Raw genomic sequence first — 18621 nt, forward strand, 5'->3', positions numbered from 1 at the left:
TCCATAGCGGTGGGCAGCGTGAGCGGTGACGGTGCTTCTGCCCCTTCAGGGCCTGCCACCGGAGCAGATCGCCGCGCACTGGAAGGCCGCTTTGGTGACAGTTCAGTTCCTTCGGCGGCGTCCGCTCACTGTCCGCCTTGTCCACGCGGACCAGTTCGCCCCACACGAATGTACCGGTGGCGGGACGTTTTCACCGGTGCGTACGTCTTCAGGGTGGCGTACCGGCACGTCTTCTTCCTGTCGGACTCCTTGGCCACCGACATTCCGCCGCAAGCCTGCGCATGCGTCCATAGTGTCTTCATATGTCATGACTCGTTGATCGAATGGGGTGGGGTGCCGAAGCTCTGCCCTGGCCATACGGCCACACTGTGAATGGAAGGGCAGAACGTGATCAACGAATCGGCTCTGGTGGAATCGAAGGCTCTGCGAGGCAGCGCGCTGGACCGCACGGACGTACTCGCCAGAGTGAAGGCGCTGTCGCTACTGCCGGACGGCACGCATGTGACGACGGCGATGCTGGCGGCGTACTTCCAAGCGGGCATCAAGGCCATCCGCTCCCTGGTGGTCGACCACCGAGCAGAACTGGAAACCAACGGCTATCGGGTTTTGGCAGGTTCAGAACTGAGCTCCTTTAAGGAGCTCAGTGGGATCGAGTCGCACACAGCCTCTCTCGCCATCTTCTCTCGCCGCACAGTCCTCAACGTCGCCATGCTGCTCCGAGAGAGCGAAGTCGCACGTCAGGTGTGTGTCTACCTCCTCGACATGGAGTACGTGGCGCGTACACGCCCTGTGGATAACTCCGTCCAGGCGGACGCCACCGACCTCGATGACCGCATCGACCAACGCATCACCCACATCCTCGGCAAGACCGTCGTCCCCATGTTCAACGCCCTGATCGAGACATCGGGCGAGTACCGCAGGGAGCTGATCGCCCTGCGGGCAGGGGTCCAGACCGTCGAGCGCAGGCTCCGCCAGCATCACGCCAGGCTGCAACGCCTGGAAAGCCATCGAGAGGACCGCCCTCTCGCCGGAGTCATGGCCGCCATCGACGTCATGAACGGCCGCGAGTTCGAGGAGTACGTCGCCGAACTCCTGCGCCGCGACGGCTGCACTGACGTCGTCGTACGGGGCGGCAGCGGAGACCGAGGGGTCGACATCACCGGTCTCACGTCCGACAGGCGAGCGGTGGTCGTCCAGTGCAAGAGATTCGCGCCCTACCTCTCCGTCACCAGCCCCGCCGTCCAGAAGTTCATCGGAGCGGCCAAGGTGCTGCACTCCTCGGAGGTGGCGCTCTTCGTAGCGACGTGCCCGTTCACCCGTGACGCCCTGAACGTCGCCACCGACGGCGGCGTCATCGCCGTACACCGCGGACTGTTGGAGGAATGGAGCGCCGGATCAACACTGGCGGTTCTGGAATAGTCGCGCCACGACACAGCAAGGCCCGAAGCCGCAAGAGATAGTTGCGGCTTCGGGCCTTCGTCATCGTAGGTGACTGAGCCCCTCGCAGAGGCTCAGTCACCTCACCCCAGTTCCTTCGGCGGCGTCCGGTCGCTGTCGACCTTGTCCACCCGCTCCAGCTCGCCCCACACCACGTACCGGTACCGGGAGGTGTACACCGGCGTGCACGTCGTCAGCGTGATGTAGTGGCCCGGCTTCGTCTTGCCGGACTGCTTGGGGACGGACTGGAGGACCTTGACGTTGTACTTCGAGGTCTCCGGGAGGATGGCGTAGACCTTGTAGACGTACCAGTTGTCCTTGGTCTCGTAGACGATCGAGTCGCCCTTTTTGAGCTTGTCGATGTTGTGGAACTTGGCGCCGTGGCCGTCGCGGTGGGCGGCGAGCGTGAAGTTGCCGTTCTTGTCGCTCGTCGGCAGGGGGGACTTGACTGGGTCCGTGTAGTAGCCGGCGACGCCGTCGTTGAGCACCTTGGACGACGTGCCCTTCTCGACCAGGACCTCGCCGTTCTTCATCGCCGGGACGTGCAGGAAGCCGACGCCGTTCTTGGTGTCCAGGGCTCCCGGGCCGGTGTCCGCCGCGGCCCAGTTGTCGCGGACCTTGTCGCCCTGCTTGTCCGCCGCGCGGTCCGCGACCACGTTCGTCCACCACAGCGAGTAGACGACGAACAGACCCAGCACCAGACCCGTGGTGATGAGGAGTTCACCGAAAACGCTGACCGCCATCGCCAAGCGGCCGGAGCCGCGCCGTCGCGGTGCGGGCGCCGGCTCCTCGACGTCCGTGCGCTCGTCGTGGTCGGTCCTCGCTGCCACTGTGCATCTGCCCCGTCTGGTCTGTCTCGGGTTGTCCCATGTGCTTCTACCGAGTGCTTCTGAGTACTGCCGCCGGCCGCTCCTACTGGACGAGCGCTTCCGGCTTTCCCTCGCTGCGCGGCCGGTCCTCGACCATCTTGCCCCACACGATCATCCGGTACTTGCTGGTGAATTCCGGCGTGCAGGTGGTGAGTGTGATGTAGCGGCCCGGCCCGGTGAAACCCGAGCCCTTCGGCACCGGGTCGATCACGGCCGTGTTGCTCGGACTCGTCACCGGCAGGATCGACGTCATCTTGTAGACGAAGTAGTCGTCCTGCGTCTCGACGACGATCTCGTCGCCCGGCTCGAGCTTGTTGATGTACCGGAACGGCTCCCCGTGCGTGTTCCGGTGCCCCGCGAGCGCGAAGTTGCCCGTCTTGGCGTCCGGCATCGCCGTCTTCAGGCTGCCCTCGGCGTAGTGGCCGACCATTCCGCGGTCGAGCACCTTCGACTTGCTCGTGCCCTCGGCGATCGGCGTGACCACGTCCAGCTTCGGAATGTGCAGGATGGCGAAACCCTGCCCCGGCTCGAACGTCCCCGGGTTCCCCTTGCCGGTCGCCCAGTCCTGCTGAAGGTTGTTCGCGGCCTTGTCCGCCTGCTGATGAGCCCGCACGTTCGACCACCACAACTGGTACGTCACGAACAGCAGCATCAGGACGCCGGTGGTGATGAACACCTCACCGATCATCCGGCTCACGATGACAGCCGCGCCGGGCTTCCGCGCCCGCTCCGCCCGTCGGGCCTCCATACGCGTCAGAGGGGCCTCAGCGGCCCTCTCCGCCGACTCCAGGGTCTCCTGGGACTCGGGGGACTCCAGGGGCTCCTGAGGGCCTCCGTGCCGCCCGTGGCGCCTGGCAGCCTTGCGCCGGGCGGCGCGGCCTCCGGGCGCGGACACGGCGGCGCTTCCGGCAGTGGTTCCGGCAGTGTTTCCTGCTATTCGGGGCGGGACCGGAATCGACTCCGGAACCCGCAGCGCCACCGTCTCGTCGTCCAACGGCGCGGGCGTCGCCCGCGGTTGCTCGTACGGCATGGGGCCCGGCCCCCGGTACGGCGGGGCGACCGGCTCGACGTACGGCGCGGCGACCGGTTCCTCGTACGCAGGCTGCCGCGGCCGCGTCGGCTCGGGCGCCGCGTACCACTCGTGCGCGTACCCCTCCGGGTCGTACCACTCCTGCTGCTGAGGAGTCCCCGGCACAGGGGCGGGCTGCTGCGGAGAGGTCTGCTGCACAGGGGGCTGCTGCAGAGGGGCGGGCTGCTGCGGAGGAATCCGCTGCTGACCGGTCGCCGGCTGCTGACCGGCGGCCTGCTGCCGCTGCCCCGGCAACGGATCCGTCAGCGGGTCGGCCAGTTGCTCGACCGCCGCCTCAAAAGCTTGCGCGCCCGCAATCGCTTCCGCGCTCGCGAGTGCCTCGGCGCCCTCGAACGCTTCGGCGCCCCCGTACGCGGCCTCGCCGCCGTAGGAGGAGCTCTCGCGCTCGGGGCGCAGCGCGGTCACGCCGTGGCCCTGCCCACCACCGGGGCGAGCCCCGCCGACCTCGCCACGGCCCCCTGGTCGCCGCACGCCACCAGCCAGTTGGCGAGCATGCGGTGCCCGTGCTCGGTCAGCACCGACTCGGGGTGGAACTGCACGCCCTCGACCGGGAGTTCACGGTGCCGCAGCCCCATGATGATCCCGTCGTGGGTACGGGCCGTGACCTCCAGCTCGGCCGGCACGGTCTCCGGCTCGGCCGCGAGCGAGTGGTAGCGGGTCGCCGTGAAGGGAGACGGAAGGCCCGCGAAGACGCCCTGTCCCTCGTGCTCCACGAGCGAGGTCTTGCCGTGCAGCAGCTCGGGCGCACGGTCCACCACACCGCCGTACGCCACCTGCATCGACTGCATGCCGAGGCAGACGCCGAAGACCGGGACGCCGGTCGCGGCACAGTGCCGGACCATCTCGATGCAGACCCCGGCCTGCTCGGGAGCGCCCGGGCCAGGTGACAGGAGCACTCCGTCGAAGCCGTCCTGGGCGTGCGCGGTCGACACCTCGTCGTTGCGCAGGACCTCGCACTCGGCGCCCAGCTGATACAGGTACTGGACCAGGTTGAAGACGAAGCTGTCGTAGTTGTCGACGACGAGAATCCGCGCGCTCACTGGTTGTCCACCGTCACATCGTTGAAGGGAAGCAGCGGTTCGGCCCAGGGGAAGACGTACTGGAACAGCACGTAGACCACTGCGAGGGTCAGCACGAGTGAGATCAGTGCCCTCACCCACGCGTTCCCCGGCAGATGCCGCCAGATCCAGCCGTACATGCCGTCCCTTCCGTCGCCGTACCGCACCAGACTAACGGCGTAGCGCCGCCGGTTTCCCAGCCTCCACAGGCTGTGTGGAATCCAGATGCGCCCAGACGATCAGCCGATGACTGTGCCCCCACTCCGGGTCGCACGTGGTCAGCGTGAGATAGCGGCCCGAACGCGTGTACCCGGACTTACGCGGCACAGGATCGATCACCTCAATGTCGGCGGGCAGCGTTTTGTACGGGCCTTGGTCGATCCGATACGTGAACCAGGTCGTCCCGTCCGTCAGCACCACCGCGTCACCCTTGCGGAGTTCGGGAAAGTCCTTGAAGGGGTCGCCGTACGTACGGCGGTGGCCGGCGACGGAGAAGTTCCCCGTCTGCCCGAGCTGGGCCGTGCCCCTGTAGTGGCCCAGCCCCTTCTTGAGGACATCGGTGCCGGTGCCTTCGAGCACGGGCTTGTTCCACGTGAAACCAAGCCGCGGGATGTACATCACGGCGAAGGGCTTGTCATACATGTACGAAGCCGGCGGCTCCGGAGCCGCGTCGGAGCTCTCTCCGGGACCCGGCGAGCTGGAGCTCTGTGGCGCGGCCGGCGGATTCACGCTCCCCTTCGACCACTGCTCCTGGAGCTGGTCGATCTGCCGGTCCATCGCGCTGTCGGCCTTCACGCCCGTCCAGAACAGCACATAGACCACGAAGAGCACGATCACAGTACCGACGGTGATGCACAGTTCACTGATCGTCCTGACGACCACTCGCACCGACACAGGGTCCCCCAGCGGCAGCAACTAATCAGGCACTACTCCGAGCCTCTTCGAGCTACTCCACAGGCTTGGCGTAGTGGAGATCCACTGTGCCCGAGTAGCCGGGAAGAGTCACCGCCCCGTCCTCGTCGACTTTCCAGCCGAGTCCGTAGACGTTGACGTACACCATGTAGTTCTGGATCGCCGGGGAGGCGGCGAGCGCCTCCTGGAGCTTGTCCGGGTCACCGATCGCGGTGATCTTGTACGGAGGTGAGTAGACGCGGCCCTGGAGGATCAGGGTGTTGCCGACGCAGCGGACGGCGCTCGTGGAGATCAGCCGCTGATCCATCACCCTGATGCCCTGGGCACCGCCCTGCCACATGGCGTTCACGACCGCCTGGAGGTCCTGCTGGTGGATGACCAGGTAGTCGGGCTGCGGCTCGGGGTAGCCGGGCAGCTTGGCCGTCGCGTTCGGCGGGGCGTCGTTGAGCGTGACCGTGACGGCCTCGCCCTTCAGCTTCTGGGTGCCCGCGTTCTTCTCCAGCGCCGCGAGCTTGGCGTCCTCGGCTGCCGTACTGCCGTCCTCCCGCCCGGCCAGGGTGTCGACGTCGTCACGCAGGACGCCGTTGGACTCGTCCAGCAGTCCGTTCTTGTGGCTGCGCTCCTGGATCAGGTCGGAGAGCTTCAGCAAAGAGGCGTCCGTGCGGATGTTGGTGCCCTTGGCCGTATTGAAACTGGTGAAAAAAATGAGGCCAGCGAGGGCGAAGACCGCTGCGGTGAGTACGCGAACGGGCCGGAAACGGCGCTTACCGGCAGGACTGGAACCTGTCCCGGGGGAGTCGGCAGAATTGCTCAACGTACCCTTATCTCCTTCGGCGCCGCGGAAGCACTACGCTAACGGACGCCCGGGGGAGCGCTCAGTGTCCCCTTGTACGCTGCCCCGGAGCCCGCCCAAGTTCCCTGCGCGGCCACGCAGCGCATCGACAGGAGAGACCCTCGTGCCGAAGTCACGTATCCGCAAGAAGGCCGACTACACGCCGCCCGCGGCGAAGCAGGCAACCAACATCAAGCTGACCAGCCGCAGCTGGGTCGCACCGGTCATGCTGGCCATGTTCCTCATCGGCCTGGCCTGGATCGTCGTCTTCTACGTCACGGACGGTTCGCTGCCCGTCGACGCGCTCGACAACTGGAACATCGTGGTCGGCTTCGGCTTCATCGCCGCGGGCTTCGGCGTCTCCACGCAGTGGAAGTAGCACTGCCGGAGGCAGCTCTGCCCAGGGCTATCCCCTGAGTTATCCACAGTCGCTGTTCGGTTGTCCACAGCAGGTGGAAAAAGAACGACGATCTGTGGATAACTCATCCAGTGTTGACGCCGGTGTGACTGACCTACCGGTATCCGGAAGCATGTTCGCCCCCTGTCCGACCTGGGAAAACCCAGGTGAGCGACAGGGGGCACATCTGTTCCCGCACAATATGCACAAGATCCGCCACGGTCTGTGGACAACACCGGCTTCTCAGGTGAGCTGAACGGTCCTCACCAGCGTGGTAACCACAACTGCGACCAGTACCAGGGCAGACACCCCGTACTGGATGAGGGCCCTCCGCTCGCGCGGCGCGTGGACCATGGCGTAGCCGATGACGACACCGGCGACGAGGCCGCCGATGTGCGCCTGCCAGGCGATGTTGCTCCACCCGAAGGTGAAGATCAGGTTGATCACCAGCAGGGCGATGACCGGGCGCATGTCGTAGTTGAGCCGGCGCATGAGGACGGCGGTCGCGCCGAAGAGGCCGAAGATGGCGCCGGAGGCGCCGAGCGACGGCTGGGTCGGGGCGGCGATGAGGTACGTGAGCGCGCTGCCCGCGAGGCCCGAGACGAAGTACAGGGCAAGGTAGCGGGCACGGCCGAGGGCCGCCTCCAGGGGGCCGCCGATCCACCACAGGCTGAGCATGTTGAACATGATGTGGATGTAGCTGCCGTGCAGGAACATCGCCGTCAGCAGCCGGTACCACTGCCCCTCCGCGACGCCCTGCATCTCGCCGGAGAGCCATGCCTGCCCGAACAGGTCGAAGCTGTCGGTGAAGCGGTCGCCGACCGACTGCTGGACCAGGAACGCGGCGAGGTTGATCCCGATCAGGACTTTGGTGACGAGCCGGGGGTCGGCGGCGATCTTGCCGCCCGCAAGGGTGCGGGGCTGGGCGGCCGTCGCGGGGTGACCGGTGCCGGAGCCGCTGCGGATGCAGTCGGGGCACTGGAAACCGACGGGGGCGTCGACACTGCACTCGGGGCAGATCGGGCGCTCGCAGCGGGTGCAGCGGATGCCGGTCTCGCGGTCCGGGTGCCGGTAGCAGGTGGGCAGGCTCCGGGCGTCCTGCGGTCCCTGATCCCCCGGGCCCTGTGGGTCCTGGGGGCTGCCTGGCGCCTGGTCCATGGGGGTCCCCTCACTCTGTCGTACGCAATGCACCGCCCCGTCCATCCTTACGGATGAACGGGGCGTTTGGTTCCCTGCGGGAGCGAACGGACTCTGCCGCGCGCACCCGGACGATCCCCCGGGGCTCAGTCCTCGATGCTCAGCCCTCAGGGCTCAGGTCGGGGCTCAGGCCTCGCGGGTCTCGACGACGACCGATTCGATGACGACGTCGTTGACCGGGCGGTCGGTGCGCGGGTTGGTCTTGGCGCCGGCGATGTCGTCGACGACCTTCTGGCTGACCTTGTCGGCAACCTCGCCGAAGATGGTGTGCTTGCGGGTCAGCCACGCCGTCGGGGAGACGGTGATGAAGAACTGCGAGCCGTTGGTGCTGGGGCCGGCGTTGGCCATGGCCAGCAGGTAGGGCTTGTCGAAGGCGAGGTCCGGGTGGAACTCGTCCTCGAACTGGTAGCCGGGGCCGCCGGTGCCGTTGCCCAGCGGGTCACCGCCCTGGATCATGAATCCGCTGATCACCCGGTGGAAGACCGTGCCGTCGTAGAGCTTGTCCTTGGACTTGGCCCCCGTCTCCGGGTTGACCCACTCGCGCTCGCCCGTGGCGAGTTCGACGAAGTTCCGGACCGTCTTGGGCGCGTGGTTCGGCAGAAGCCGGATTTCGATGTCGCCGTTGTTGGTCTTCAGGGTGGCGTAAAGCTGCTCAGCCACGATCTGCCTTCCGTTGCCTTCTTTTGACTCTCCGATCCTCGCACGGACCGGCCCACGCGTCGCCCGGCCACCACCTCCGGGCGAACAACCGCGTGCAGGGCTTGCAGAAATCCGGCCGAGTCCTCTCCGTACCGGGGCGCGTCGCGGCGATCCGTGGCATTGTCGACGACAAGCTCCCGTTGCCCCGTATTAATCCGCTATTGGACTTGATCGACACGTGAGCGGCTCTCGCTCTTAGTTCGCCCGGAGTCTCCGCCCATGACCCGGATGCCCGCCCTCACATGCCACGGCCCCCTCGGACGGGCATGATCCGGATAAGGGTGGAAAGGTGAACTGTGTGTCATTGGGGGTACTCAGAACCCCCGACGTACGCCACCGAGGAGGAGGAAACCCGTGACCCGCATCGACAGCGTGCGCGCCGCGAGCGGCTCGGCGAAGGACAGCGTGCTGCACGCCGCGGAAGTGGTGGCGCCTTACGCCGACACAGCCAAGGACAAGGCCTCGCACTATGCGCACGAGGCGCGTGTACGTCTCGCGCCCAAGGTGTCTCTGGCTGCCGAACAGGCCCGCGTCCAGTACGACGCCCATCTCGCCCCACGCGTTGAGCAGGCTCGTACGCATGTGCCGCCGAAGGTCGACCAGGCAGCTCACGAAGCCGCCGTCCGTACCCGCAAGGCGGCTCGTCAGGCCGCCGACTATTCCAAGCCGAAGATCGAGCAGGCGGTGGCCGCGGCCCAGCCCGTTCGGGAGGAGGCCACGTCACGTGGTGTGGCGGCACTCGCCGCGCTGCGTGGTCAGGTCTCGCCGAAGGAGATCCAGAAGCTGGTCCGCAAGCAGGAACGGCGGGCGAGGGTCGGCCGTCTCGCCAAGGGTCTGGCCGTCCTGGGCATTCTGGCGGGCGGCGCATTCGCTGCCTGGAAGTGGTGGGACAAGCAGGCCAACCCCGACTGGCTCGTCGAGCCGCCGGCCGCGACGGAGGTGCCCGAGGCGGCTCACCTGACGTCGGTCGACGGCAGCGGCCAGTCCGACCTGGACCCCGAGGTCCAGGCCAAGGAGGCCGAGGAGGAAGCGGCGGAGCGCGACGACCGCCACTGACCTTCCGTCCTGGGTTCGGATTCTGATCTCAACATCGCTGTGGGGCAGGAGACTTGAGGGTCTCCTGCCCCACAGCGATGTTTCACGTGGAACCGGGGCGAGTTTCACATGTGGGCGACGATGTTTCACGTGGAACCGGCGAGCGGGCAGTGCCGTGAGCCCGCGAGCGTCGCGCCGTCGCGCCGTCGCGCCGAGAAGGAGTAATGCGATGAGTGACGAAGGGGGCTTGGTCGTCTGCGGGCAATGAGACCAATGCCCCCGGGCCGCCCCACCCACCCACTCACCCACGCTGCGCCTTGCCATGCAAAAGCCCCTCCGACCTGCGTTTCCGCAGGTCGGAGGGGCTTTCCGGATGTGGAGCCTAGGGGAGTCGAACCCCTGACATCTGCCATGCAAAGGCGTTAAGGGTGGCTCTGTCACCTGCATGAATCCAGTTACAGGCCGGTTGAACAGGCAAAACGCGTCCCTGCGTTACCCGCAAGTTCCCGGCCTTTCCCGTCGCGATGTGTACGTCATGTGTACTGCGGCGGGCGGTCCCGGGGGTGGTTGGACACCGCCCGGGACCTGCGGCCGGACCCTCCCATAGCAAGGAATCCGAGCCATGAACAACGTACAGCCCAGCACGTCCGCCAGACTCCGCGCCAGGTTCGCCGACGAGCAGGCGGCGGCCCGCCGCTCCGTGGACCGCGCGTTCCCGGCCGTCGCCGCGTTCCTCGCGTCCGAGGATGCGCCGCAGCTCACCGACGCCGACGCGCTCGACGCCTACCGGAAGGTGTACGCCGAGGAGCGGACCCGGGTTATCAAGCTGCTCGACTCCCCCGGCGCGACCCTCACCGTCATGTGCCCGCCGTGGTGCGCCGACGACCACCAGGAGGACATGACGCGCGGCACGTTCCTGGAGGACTTCGCGCACCGCGGCGGAGAGGAAGCCCTCGCCCTGTCCGTGGACGGCGGCACCGAGGACGTCATCGTCACCGAGATCACTCAGTACCCGTTCGGGAAGACGCTGCGCACCCCCACGGTCGTCATGTGGCCCACCCTCGGCATGAACGCCGAGGCCGAGATGGGACCGGACGAGGTGCGCGCCTTGGCCGAGCAGGTCCGCACCTACGCCGACGCCCTCGCCGAGACTGCCGACGAACTGCTGAAGATCCGCGAGCAGGGCGAGGCGCGCCGCCGCGCCGACCACGAGGGGCGGTGGACCCGATGACACCTGCTCTGCGACTCGTGTACGGCTGCCCGAAGTGGTGCACCGAGGACCACACCATCCAGCAGGGCGAGGACCGCGAGTGCCACTCCGGGGAAGGCCTTGAGCTCTCCCTCCCGGACGGCACGCTCATGATGGAGGCCCGCCTGGTCCACGAGGCGGGAGAGAAGTTCCCGCAGCTGGCCGTGTTCGGGCCCGGCCTGGACGCCCTCAAGGTCGACGACGTGACGCTCCTGGGCGCGGACGAGGCGGCAGCCCTGGAGGCCGACGTACAGCGGTTCCTCCACCGCATCCAGAAGGCGGCCCGCTTCCTCCAGGGGAACCGACCCAAGCGGCCCAAGAAGAACAAGCGGGCGCTGCCTCCGTCCCTACAGCACGCACCCAGGGAAACGCGGCTGTACCTCGCCGAGCGGGACGGCCGGCGCTGCTTCTACTGCCGGACCCCGTTCGACGGGATGCGCGAGGCGACCGCGGACCACTACATCCCCCGGTCCGCGTGGGAGTGCAACCTGCCCGCGAACCTCGTCCTGTCCTGCGAGCCGTGCAACACCGCGAAGGCCGACCAGCTCACCTGGTCCATGGCCGCGGTGCTGCTCGCCTGGGCAGGGAGGGAGGCATCCGAGGCCGGAGAAACACCGTCCTGGGGGCGTGCAGAAGCCGCCTGCTAGATGCCTCCCTCGCCTCCCTAACGGGTGAAGACGCAGGTCAACCCAGGGAGGTAGCAGAGGGAGGCAGGTAGGGAGAACTCCCTGCCTCCCTCACCGCCTCCCCCCTCAATGAGCGGAACCCCCGGGCCTCTCCTGCACCGGGGGTTCCGCGTCTGTGAGCGGCTCGAGCCAGACGCTACGCGGGCCGCCGCGCCCCCCGCAGAGTGCGCACCAGGGCCCTGCCCGTAGGGCACTTGCGGGAATCGTCTACGCACTGCTCGCAGGCCTGCGTGTGCTCAAGGAGTGCACGGTACGCCAGGGCCGCCGGCCCCTGCATGTGCGCGTCTTTGCCAGCCGTCCGGCCGTCTGTAGCCTCGTCCATGTCGTCGCTCCCTCGAAGCGTCGTCCACGCCCCCGGGCCCGTCACGGCCGCGGGGGCCTTTCGCTGCTCAGACGCTACCGCTACATGCCACTACAGGGGACCCCATGGGGCCATAGGTGACCACCTGCGGATGCCGGGGGCGAGGGCGAGCCATACGTTCCAGATCATGAGCGAGGACCCGTTCCAGTACGTCTACGTGCGCGTCGCGAACCAGGTCGAGGAAGAGATCCGGTCCGGTCGCCTACCGCACGGCGCGCGCCTGCCGAACGAGCGCGACATGGGCACCCAGTACGGCGTGGCCCCGGGCACCGCACGCCGGGCCGTCCAGGAGCTGCGGGAACGCGGCCTCGCCGTCACCCTGCCCAACAAGGGGACGTTCGTCGTCGCTCCGGGTACGCGTACCTGAGCTGTACCCGGGCGAGGTACACCGCCGTACCCGCTGTACCTCTCGTCAGGTACAGCCGGTTTCGGCCCTGCCTGTGGTTTCGCCTCCACCCGAAACCGGTTTCGCCCCCGATATCGGGCCTGACCTGCCAAGTTTCGAGTTTCGGGGGGTAGGCCCGTACCCCCTCTACCCCCTCTACGGCCCTGGTCAGACCCCATGACCGACCCCGCTACCGGGGTAGAGGCCCCCCTCTACCTGAGCGGGCACGGCAAAGGGGTCCCAGTCTCCGCCGAGACCGGGACCCCTCTACCTGCGGTCAGAGGGCCGGGACGATGAGCCCGGTTCCACTGATCACGCTGATGGCCTTCGGCTGGCGGCCGGCCGCGAACGCCGAGTAGCCGTAGGCCAGCAGCCGCACCTGAAGCGTGCCGGACAGCACGTCGTCGAACCGCAGTTGCACGGGCGCCGCCGAGTCGTCCTCCATGAGGATCAGGTCACGGAAGTCCGCGGCGATGATCCGGGTCTCGTTCGTGCCCGCCCCGAGGTTGTTCGGGATGTTGTTGTCGAGGACGACGGGGACGCCGAACAGCGAGCCGACCGCGGTCACCGTGTAGTCGACCGGCCGCGTGGACGCCACGGCGATCGGGTTGACGGCGATCGTGCCCGGCTCGACGAGCGGGCGGCCCGCGGTGTCGACCTGAGCGAGGATCCACGCCCACACGTTCGACCGCATGGCGAACGCGGTGGGGCCGGTGAACCGCTGCCCCATCACCTGCCCGGCCGCGTCGGCCAGCTTGGGCCACAGCTCCGGGATCGTCGGCGACGCGTCGGTGTACGTGATGCCGTTGATGGAGACGACGTTCAGCACGCCCGTGTGCTGGCCGGACGCACCCGAGCCGTTGATGAGCTGGGTGTCCAGCTTGGCGTTGTAGTCCGCGGCCAGGTCGCCGAACACCAGCGACTGGACCATGACGCCGCGCTCGATGGCCTGCCGGGACACGTCGGTGTAGCCGGCCACCGTGCGGACCGGAGCGGCCAACAGTGTGTCGTCGAGGTCGGTGTTCCCGATCGCTCCACCCTCGGCGGTCTGTACGGCCGTAGTGGTGGCCGTCGTGACGCGCGGGATGTCGACCTCCATACCCGTCTCCGGGAGCGGGATGCCCGAGCAGAGGTTCGCCAGCGGCCGGCCGGCGCGGGCGAACTCGGCGAACAGGTCAGTCAGGTACTGAGGCGGCACAAAGCCGGACACCGCGCCCGTGCCGGTCATGCGCTGAGCGAACATCGGGTCGAGCCGCTCGACCTCCTGGCCGTGCCGCTCCAGGCGGCCACCCGCGCCCGGGTCGCGCTTCACCTGGTAGTCGTACAGGTCCCGCAGGAAGTCGGGGCCGTTGACCCCGCGGCCGTCACGGCTGGCCTGCGGGCCCTGGTAGGTCCGTTCCTCGGCGCCGACCCGGGCGACCCGGTCGTAGGCCGGGGCGCGGTTGGCGGCGGGAGAGGTCTGCCGGTACTGCTGCTGCACCTCGTCTTCCTCACGCTGCGCGGACAGGAGTCCGTCGAGGCTGCTCTGTGCCTCGGCGAGCGACCGGTCCGCCGCGTCGCGGGTCGCAACCGTGCTGCGGACCATCTCGGTGGTCAGGTTCGGGTCTTCGCGGAGAGAAGCCAGCTCAGCCTGTGCGCGGTCGACCGCGGTCTGCGCGGCGTCGCGCTGCTGGGTGGCTCTGGTGGTGAGTTCCTGAAGCGTGGTCACGGCCCCTCCTGGGGACGGCATGGCTGATGGACGGGTGTGCTGTCCAGATCAGTCGGCCGTCCGAGGCCTTGGCGCCGGACCGGAACTCGAGCAATCCGCTACGAGCGGGGTTCTTCGGATGCGGGTCCCCGAGGCCGTAGCGCCAGGGACCCGCTGCACCGTTTGGACAGGAGCATGACCTCCGCCGAACTGATCCAAGAGTAGGCGATTGACCGGCCAATTGGTATGGATCCGCCATGATCGCGGAGGTCATTGGGCCCGGGGAGAGAATAATGCCAGCTGGGCGCGGGGTTGAGATATGTCCGATTTGTAAAAGGCTCCGAGCTTCCGTCGTGCTCACGTTGTGTAGTCGCCGCGATGGTGGGCCGAGGAGGTGGGCGGGAGGTACGAACTAAGCGGAAGTTACGAACTATGCAGGTCACGGCCCTGACTTCCTGGTTACTTCTTTCGTACCTACGAACTAAGTCAGCGGTAAGTCATGAGCCCTGACCTGCTTCTTTCGTTATTGCGGCTTAGTTCGTCGGATCCACTTGACCGGCCTGCCTCCCGTGGCTTCCTGTCGCTCTTCGTAACCAGGTAGGGAGAGGAGCTGTGCCCACAGCCCATCGATCTGCGCGGCCTTCCGGTTCCTGCCAAAGCACTCGGCGACCACCTGCGTGCGCGTGACGCCATCGAGGCCGGCCGCGTCGACGAACAGCTTCAGCCGGTCGAGGTCGGTGTTCCCCGAGCCCTCGCTGAAGACGTACCAGGCGGAGTCTTCGACGTAGTCCCACATCGCCTCTGCCGCCTTCATGTGCGGCAGGTCGATGTAGTCGCAGCCGTCGAGCAGGGCCGCCATGACGGACAGCCGCAGCACCTGCGGCGCGGCACGGGCAACGACCTGGGCAACGCGCCCGTCCCCGGCATGGTCGGATGCGAGCCGGGTGTACAGCTGCACCCAGTGCTCGTGTGCGTCGAGGCTGCGGCTCATCCGGCCGATTCCCTGCGCCTTGTCCATGACGGCCGCCAGCTCCGCGCCGAGCGCCTTCACGGTCGCCTGCTCCAACTGCCCGCCGTCTGGCAGCAGCTTGGACCGCTTCGACATGACGGGCAGGAAGCGGTTCATCGTGCCGCCCGCCCGCTCAGCCTCGCTGAGCTTCACGCGGAGCTCGGTCGGCGTGATGTGCCCGACGATGACGATGTGCGGCTCGGTCGCTACCCGGGGGTGCACGGTCATGGTGCGCAGCGTGCCGCCGTCCCAGGCCTGCCGGATGAGCGGCAGCAGCGTGTTTCCGTCCCTCTTGCCCTGGGCCAGGACCGAGGCGAACTCTGTCTCGACGACGAGCAGCCGTTTGTCACTGACCCCGGGATCGAACCCCTTGTCGTCGTCTGCGGTGTCAGGATCTCCACCGTCGCGCACCGCGTAGATCAGTCCCTCCGACGAGGAGAGGCCGCCGGCGACGTGGCCGTGAGTGAAGTCGTGGGCGGCTGCTCGCATCACCTGCCGGATCTCCGCCCACGAAGTGCCCTTGACCCCGCCCGCGGTGCGGCCGATGACGAGCGGCCAGATACGGGCGCCATGCTCCTCGGCTCCCGCGTACATGTGGGGCGTCCGACCGATGTACGCGCCGGACGCGGCGTACAGGGTGAAGAGCATCGCGGCGGGGTCCGCTTCGGTGTGCGGGTCGATCGCGCGGACGATTCGGCCCGGCAGCCCGTGGTAGGCGTCCTGTCCGAGGACGGGCCAGGGACGCCCGGTCGGCGACGGCCCGCCCTCGCGTCCTGCCGCGTCCTGGTCGTTCATGCAGTGGCTCCCGTGCGCTGGTACGCGGATCGGATCGTGGCGAGCGCTTCCCGCTCGTCGAGGCCTGCCTGAACGGCCGCGGCGAGGAGTTCGCCGCGGGCGTCCTCGCGGCCGTCCTGGGCGTCCTCGGCCGCTCGGCAAGCGGCCCAGAACAGTCGGTTGTTGCGGTCGCCAGGACGGGAGTCGAGGACGAACGCGACCAGGCCGCGGGCGCTGCGAGACGCCTGCCGGGACGCGTCCCGCCAACGCGCCCTCTGCGGGGCGAACGTGGGCTTGGTGACGAGCGCGTCCAGGAGCCAGGGCGGGGCGAGGGCGGGCGGGCGTCCTGGGTCGTCCACCTCGTACAGGACGCCGGACGCGTGGAGCGATCCGGGGCCGATGACGTAGGCGTTGCCCGCCCGGACGTCGCCCTCGAACTGCCCTTGTAGGGCGCCGAGTCCATTGCCGAGCTTGAGCGCGGCGGGGGCCCACAGGTAGTCGTGGTGCCCCTTGGCGGTCCAGACGCGCATGGTGGCCGGCCACTGCTCGCCGCGGGCGCTTGCTACGTCCTCGATGGCCCCAGGGCGGTCGCTGTCGACGACGACGAGCCGCGTCCCGTCAGGTCCCGAGCAGGCGCCTACGGCTACGGCGGGGTTCCGGAGTCCGCGGGCAAAGGTCTCGTGGACGCGGCGTTCGTCGAGCGTCCAGGCTCGGGTGAAGGCTACGGCCGGGTGTTTGCCGCGGGATCCGTCGCACGTCTTGTGGAGGCCTGCGCAGCGGGTGAGTGCGGGGTGGTCGCAGGGGAAGACGGGGAAGCCGTGCCGGACGAGCCACAGCGCGCCGTCGAGGGGCGCTACGCTGGCAGTGGTCGTTTCCAGGCGCCCCCGCGACGCCCCCGCTTCGGTGGGGGCGTTCGTGTTTCTCGTCATGCCGCCGTGCCCCCGGCCTGCACGGTCTGTGCGTTGAGCCAGGCCTCTACGGCGCTGCGCCGGTACTTCACGCGGCCGTACTTGCTGGGGTTCGTCTTCACGTAGCTGGGCCCGATGCCCTGCCACCGGTAGTTGGCCAGCGTCTTTGCCGCTACGCCGTACTCGGTCTCGACCTGCTTGGGAGTGAGCATCCGGTCCGCCATGTCACCGATCCTCGTTGAATCGACGTGCAGCACGTCGAATCGACGCGCCTTGTTGCCCGGATCTTCCCTCAAGGGCTTGCAACTCGTCAAGTGTGCGTCTAGATTCGTCGTTGTGACGAGCTACAGTGACATCGCAGCGGAGCGCATCCGCGAGATCCGACGCAAACGCGGGCTCACCGCTTCCCAGCTGGCGCAGCGGTGCGCAGACATCGGGGCACCCGAGATCACGACGCAATCGGTGTCGAACATCGAGACCGGTCGTCGTGACAAGGAGGGCAGGCGCCGGCGCTTCGTGACCGTGGACGAGCTGATCGCGCTGGCGGTCGCCCTGGGCGTCGCACCCGTCCACCTGCTCAGCAAGCCACTCCCTCCCGAGGAACTGCCCCTGCCTGGCGCGTGGAAGGGCAGTCCGGACGCGGAGGGGCTGGCGCTGATCTGGCGGAACTACATCAAGGGCCAGCAGGCGCTACCGGGGATGAACGCGCGGGACTACATGACCGAGGCGCCGGAAGAGGAGTTCGAGCGGCTGGCCTTCCAGCTGGCCAAGGAGCGCCAACGAGCCCAAGAGGGGGAGAGCGATGGCTAGGGTCTGGATCGAGGACCGCGCGAATCACGCCGAGTACCAGGCGGCCATGGAGAAGTGGAAGGCCGCGAAGAAGGCCGGTAGCAGGCGCCAGGCACCGGGCCGGTGGCGGGTCCGCTGGTACGGGCCGGACGCCAAGCCGAAGTCGGCCACGTTCGCCAAGCTGCCCGAGGCGGAGAACCACGTTCACGAGGTCGAGGCCAAGATGCGGGACGGCTCGTACCGGGACGCGTCCGCGGGCAAGGCAACGTTGACGGACGTCTACGAGAAGTGGAAGGGCACCCTCGGGGGCCTGGAGCCGACCACTCGTGAGACGTACCTCGACACGTGGCGCGTGCACGTCGAACCTCGTTGGGGCGACTACCAGGTGCGGCGCATCGAGTGGGAGGACATAGCCGAGTGGGTCGGCCACCTCGCCGAGGGCTCGCACGGGTGCCGCAAAGTCGGCCCCGGGCGAACCCAGAAGGTCCACCTGGTCCTGTCCCTCGTCCTCGGGCATGCGGTGCGGGCAAAGCGCATCGCGGTGAACCCTGCGGCCGGCGTCCCGCTTCCGCGACCGGTGCCACAGGATCACGTCTACCTCACGCACGCCCAGGTCGACCGGCTCGCCGAGGCTGCGGGGGAGTACCGGCTCCTACTGCTCCTGCTCGCCTACACCGGGTTGCGCTGGGGCGAGGTGTCCGCCGTGACTGTGGGCGCTGTCGACACGACGGCGCGACGCCTCGCGGTGCGGCAGGCGTACAAGAAGACGCGTGACGGCCTGATCCTCGGTCTGCCAAAGACGCATGAGCGCAGGAAGGTGCCGATCCTGCGGTCCCTCGCTCTCGAACTGGAGAAGGTCACGAAGGACCGCGACGCGGGCGACCTGCTGTTCACCGCCCCGGCCGGCGGCCCGCTGTACGGCGACAACTTCCGCACCCGTGTGTTCAACCCAGCCGTGAAGACTGCGGGGTTGGCCAACAAGGGAGTGACGCCGCACAAGCTGCGGCACACCGCGGCCTCCCTGGGCATCGCCAGCGGCGCGGACGTGAAGGTCGTACAGACCATGCTCGGGCACAAGTCCGCGGCGATGACGCTCGACACCTACGGGCACCTGTTCCCGGACCGGCTCGACGAGGTGGCCGACCGGCTCGACCGCGAGCGGGGACGGCGTGACGCTCTGCGGGACGTGGCCACGATCGTCACGAGGTACGCCGCAGCAAAGGAAGATCACTAGGCATGTGTACTGA

The 18621-nt window shown here is 68.0% G+C and carries 20 protein-coding genes; 8 read left to right on the forward strand and 12 right to left on the reverse strand.

Annotated elements, in window-relative coordinates; translation table 11 throughout:
- Window positions 1-387 precede the first annotated feature (387 nt).
- Window positions 388-1419, forward strand: coding sequence for a restriction endonuclease (locus OG266_RS22015; RefSeq protein WP_371547960.1), 1032 nt, complete (start codon window positions 388-390; stop codon window positions 1417-1419).
- Between the two features lie 101 nt (window positions 1420-1520).
- Here OG266_RS22015 and OG266_RS22020 read toward each other — a convergent pair whose 3' ends face one another.
- The 6 genes from OG266_RS22020 to OG266_RS22045 all read right to left on the reverse strand — a co-directional run bounded on the left by OG266_RS22020 (window position 1521) and on the right by OG266_RS22045 (window position 6180).
- On the reverse strand, window positions 1521-2267 hold the full coding sequence (locus OG266_RS22020) for a class E sortase (RefSeq protein ID WP_371547961.1): 747 nt from the start codon (window positions 2265-2267) through the stop codon (window positions 1521-1523).
- A gap of 82 nt (window positions 2268-2349) precedes the next feature.
- Window positions 2350-3801: a class E sortase gene (locus tag OG266_RS22025; RefSeq protein WP_371547962.1), complete on the reverse strand. Its 1452-nt coding sequence runs from the start codon at window positions 3799-3801 to the stop codon at window positions 2350-2352.
- Complete coding sequence (locus OG266_RS22030; protein ID WP_266458315.1) at window positions 3798-4436, reverse strand: aminodeoxychorismate/anthranilate synthase component II; 639 nt, start codon at window positions 4434-4436, stop codon at window positions 3798-3800. Before OG266_RS22030 ends, OG266_RS22025 begins: the two co-directional genes overlap by 4 nt.
- Window positions 4433-4594: a hypothetical protein gene (locus tag OG266_RS22035; RefSeq protein WP_266458318.1), complete on the reverse strand. Its 162-nt coding sequence runs from the start codon at window positions 4592-4594 to the stop codon at window positions 4433-4435. The genes OG266_RS22030 and OG266_RS22035 overlap by 4 nt, the downstream gene beginning before the upstream one ends.
- Window positions 4595-4625: 31 nt before the next feature.
- The gene (locus OG266_RS22040; RefSeq protein ID WP_371547963.1) at window positions 4626-5342 is read right to left on the reverse strand and encodes a class E sortase; all 717 of its coding nucleotides are present in this window, start codon (window positions 5340-5342) and stop codon (window positions 4626-4628) included.
- A gap of 58 nt (window positions 5343-5400) precedes the next feature.
- Window positions 5401-6180 (reverse strand): DUF881 domain-containing protein, encoded by a 780-nt coding sequence (locus OG266_RS22045; protein WP_266458324.1) that lies wholly within the window; start codon window positions 6178-6180, stop codon window positions 5401-5403.
- A 142-nt stretch (window positions 6181-6322) separates the two neighbouring features.
- On the opposite strand from OG266_RS22045, the gene crgA reads away from it, so the two are divergent.
- Complete coding sequence (gene crgA / locus OG266_RS22050; protein ID WP_266458327.1) at window positions 6323-6577, forward strand: cell division protein CrgA; 255 nt, start codon at window positions 6323-6325, stop codon at window positions 6575-6577.
- 261 nt (window positions 6578-6838) lie between these two features.
- Here the strand turns inward: crgA and OG266_RS22055 are convergent, their stop codons facing one another.
- Together OG266_RS22055 and OG266_RS22060 are read right to left on the reverse strand one after the other, a co-directional pair.
- Entirely contained in the window at window positions 6839-7753 is a 915-nt protein-coding gene (locus OG266_RS22055) for a rhomboid family intramembrane serine protease (RefSeq protein WP_371547964.1), read from the reverse strand.
- Window positions 7754-7918: 165 nt separating this feature from the next.
- Window positions 7919-8452 carry a peptidylprolyl isomerase gene (locus OG266_RS22060; protein WP_371547965.1) on the reverse strand — a complete coding sequence of 178 codons (534 nt, stop codon included), beginning with the start codon at window positions 8450-8452 and terminating at the stop codon, window positions 7919-7921.
- 393 nt (window positions 8453-8845) lie between these two features.
- Between OG266_RS22060 and OG266_RS22065 the strand changes: the two genes are divergently transcribed.
- From OG266_RS22065 to OG266_RS22080, 4 genes are all read left to right on the forward strand, one after another.
- A complete protein-coding gene (locus OG266_RS22065) occupies window positions 8846-9547 on the forward strand; it encodes a DUF5324 family protein (protein WP_371547966.1) in 702 nt (233 codons plus the stop codon).
- Window positions 9548-10148: 601 nt separating this feature from the next.
- On the forward strand, window positions 10149-10757 hold the full coding sequence (locus OG266_RS22070; RefSeq protein ID WP_371547967.1) for a hypothetical protein: 609 nt from the start codon (window positions 10149-10151) through the stop codon (window positions 10755-10757).
- On the forward strand, window positions 10754-11422 hold the full coding sequence (locus OG266_RS22075; protein ID WP_371547968.1) for an HNH endonuclease: 669 nt from the start codon (window positions 10754-10756) through the stop codon (window positions 11420-11422). The genes OG266_RS22070 and OG266_RS22075 overlap by 4 nt, the downstream gene beginning before the upstream one ends.
- A gap of 527 nt (window positions 11423-11949) precedes the next feature.
- Window positions 11950-12189, forward strand: coding sequence for a GntR family transcriptional regulator (locus OG266_RS22080; protein ID WP_371547969.1), 240 nt, complete (start codon window positions 11950-11952; stop codon window positions 12187-12189).
- Between the two features lie 295 nt (window positions 12190-12484).
- Here the strand turns inward: OG266_RS22080 and OG266_RS22085 are convergent, their stop codons facing one another.
- The 4 genes from OG266_RS22085 to OG266_RS22100 all read right to left on the reverse strand — a co-directional run bounded on the left by OG266_RS22085 (window position 12485) and on the right by OG266_RS22100 (window position 16809).
- Window positions 12485-13915 carry a phage major capsid protein gene (locus OG266_RS22085; protein ID WP_371547970.1) on the reverse strand — a complete coding sequence of 477 codons (1431 nt, stop codon included), beginning with the start codon at window positions 13913-13915 and terminating at the stop codon, window positions 12485-12487.
- Between the two features lie 502 nt (window positions 13916-14417).
- Window positions 14418-15698, reverse strand: coding sequence for a DUF3987 domain-containing protein (locus tag OG266_RS22090; RefSeq protein ID WP_371547971.1), 1281 nt, complete (start codon window positions 15696-15698; stop codon window positions 14418-14420).
- Complete coding sequence (locus OG266_RS22095; protein WP_371547972.1) at window positions 15695-16606, reverse strand: bifunctional DNA primase/polymerase; 912 nt, start codon at window positions 16604-16606, stop codon at window positions 15695-15697. The genes OG266_RS22090 and OG266_RS22095 overlap by 4 nt, the downstream gene beginning before the upstream one ends.
- Window positions 16603-16809, reverse strand: coding sequence for a helix-turn-helix transcriptional regulator (locus OG266_RS22100; RefSeq protein WP_371547973.1), 207 nt, complete (start codon window positions 16807-16809; stop codon window positions 16603-16605). Before OG266_RS22100 ends, OG266_RS22095 begins: the two co-directional genes overlap by 4 nt.
- Before the next feature lie 112 nt (window positions 16810-16921).
- Between OG266_RS22100 and OG266_RS22105 the strand changes: the two genes are divergently transcribed.
- Both OG266_RS22105 and OG266_RS22110 read left to right on the forward strand, forming a co-directional pair.
- Complete coding sequence (locus OG266_RS22105; protein ID WP_371547974.1) at window positions 16922-17395, forward strand: helix-turn-helix domain-containing protein; 474 nt, start codon at window positions 16922-16924, stop codon at window positions 17393-17395.
- Window positions 17388-18608, forward strand: coding sequence for a tyrosine-type recombinase/integrase (locus tag OG266_RS22110; protein WP_371547975.1), 1221 nt, complete (start codon window positions 17388-17390; stop codon window positions 18606-18608). Before OG266_RS22105 ends, OG266_RS22110 begins: the two co-directional genes overlap by 8 nt.
- Window positions 18609-18621: the final 13 nt, after the last annotated feature.

The organism is Streptomyces sp. NBC_00554, assembly GCF_041431135.1.
Taxonomy (GTDB): Bacteria; Actinomycetota; Actinomycetes; order Streptomycetales; family Streptomycetaceae; genus Streptomyces.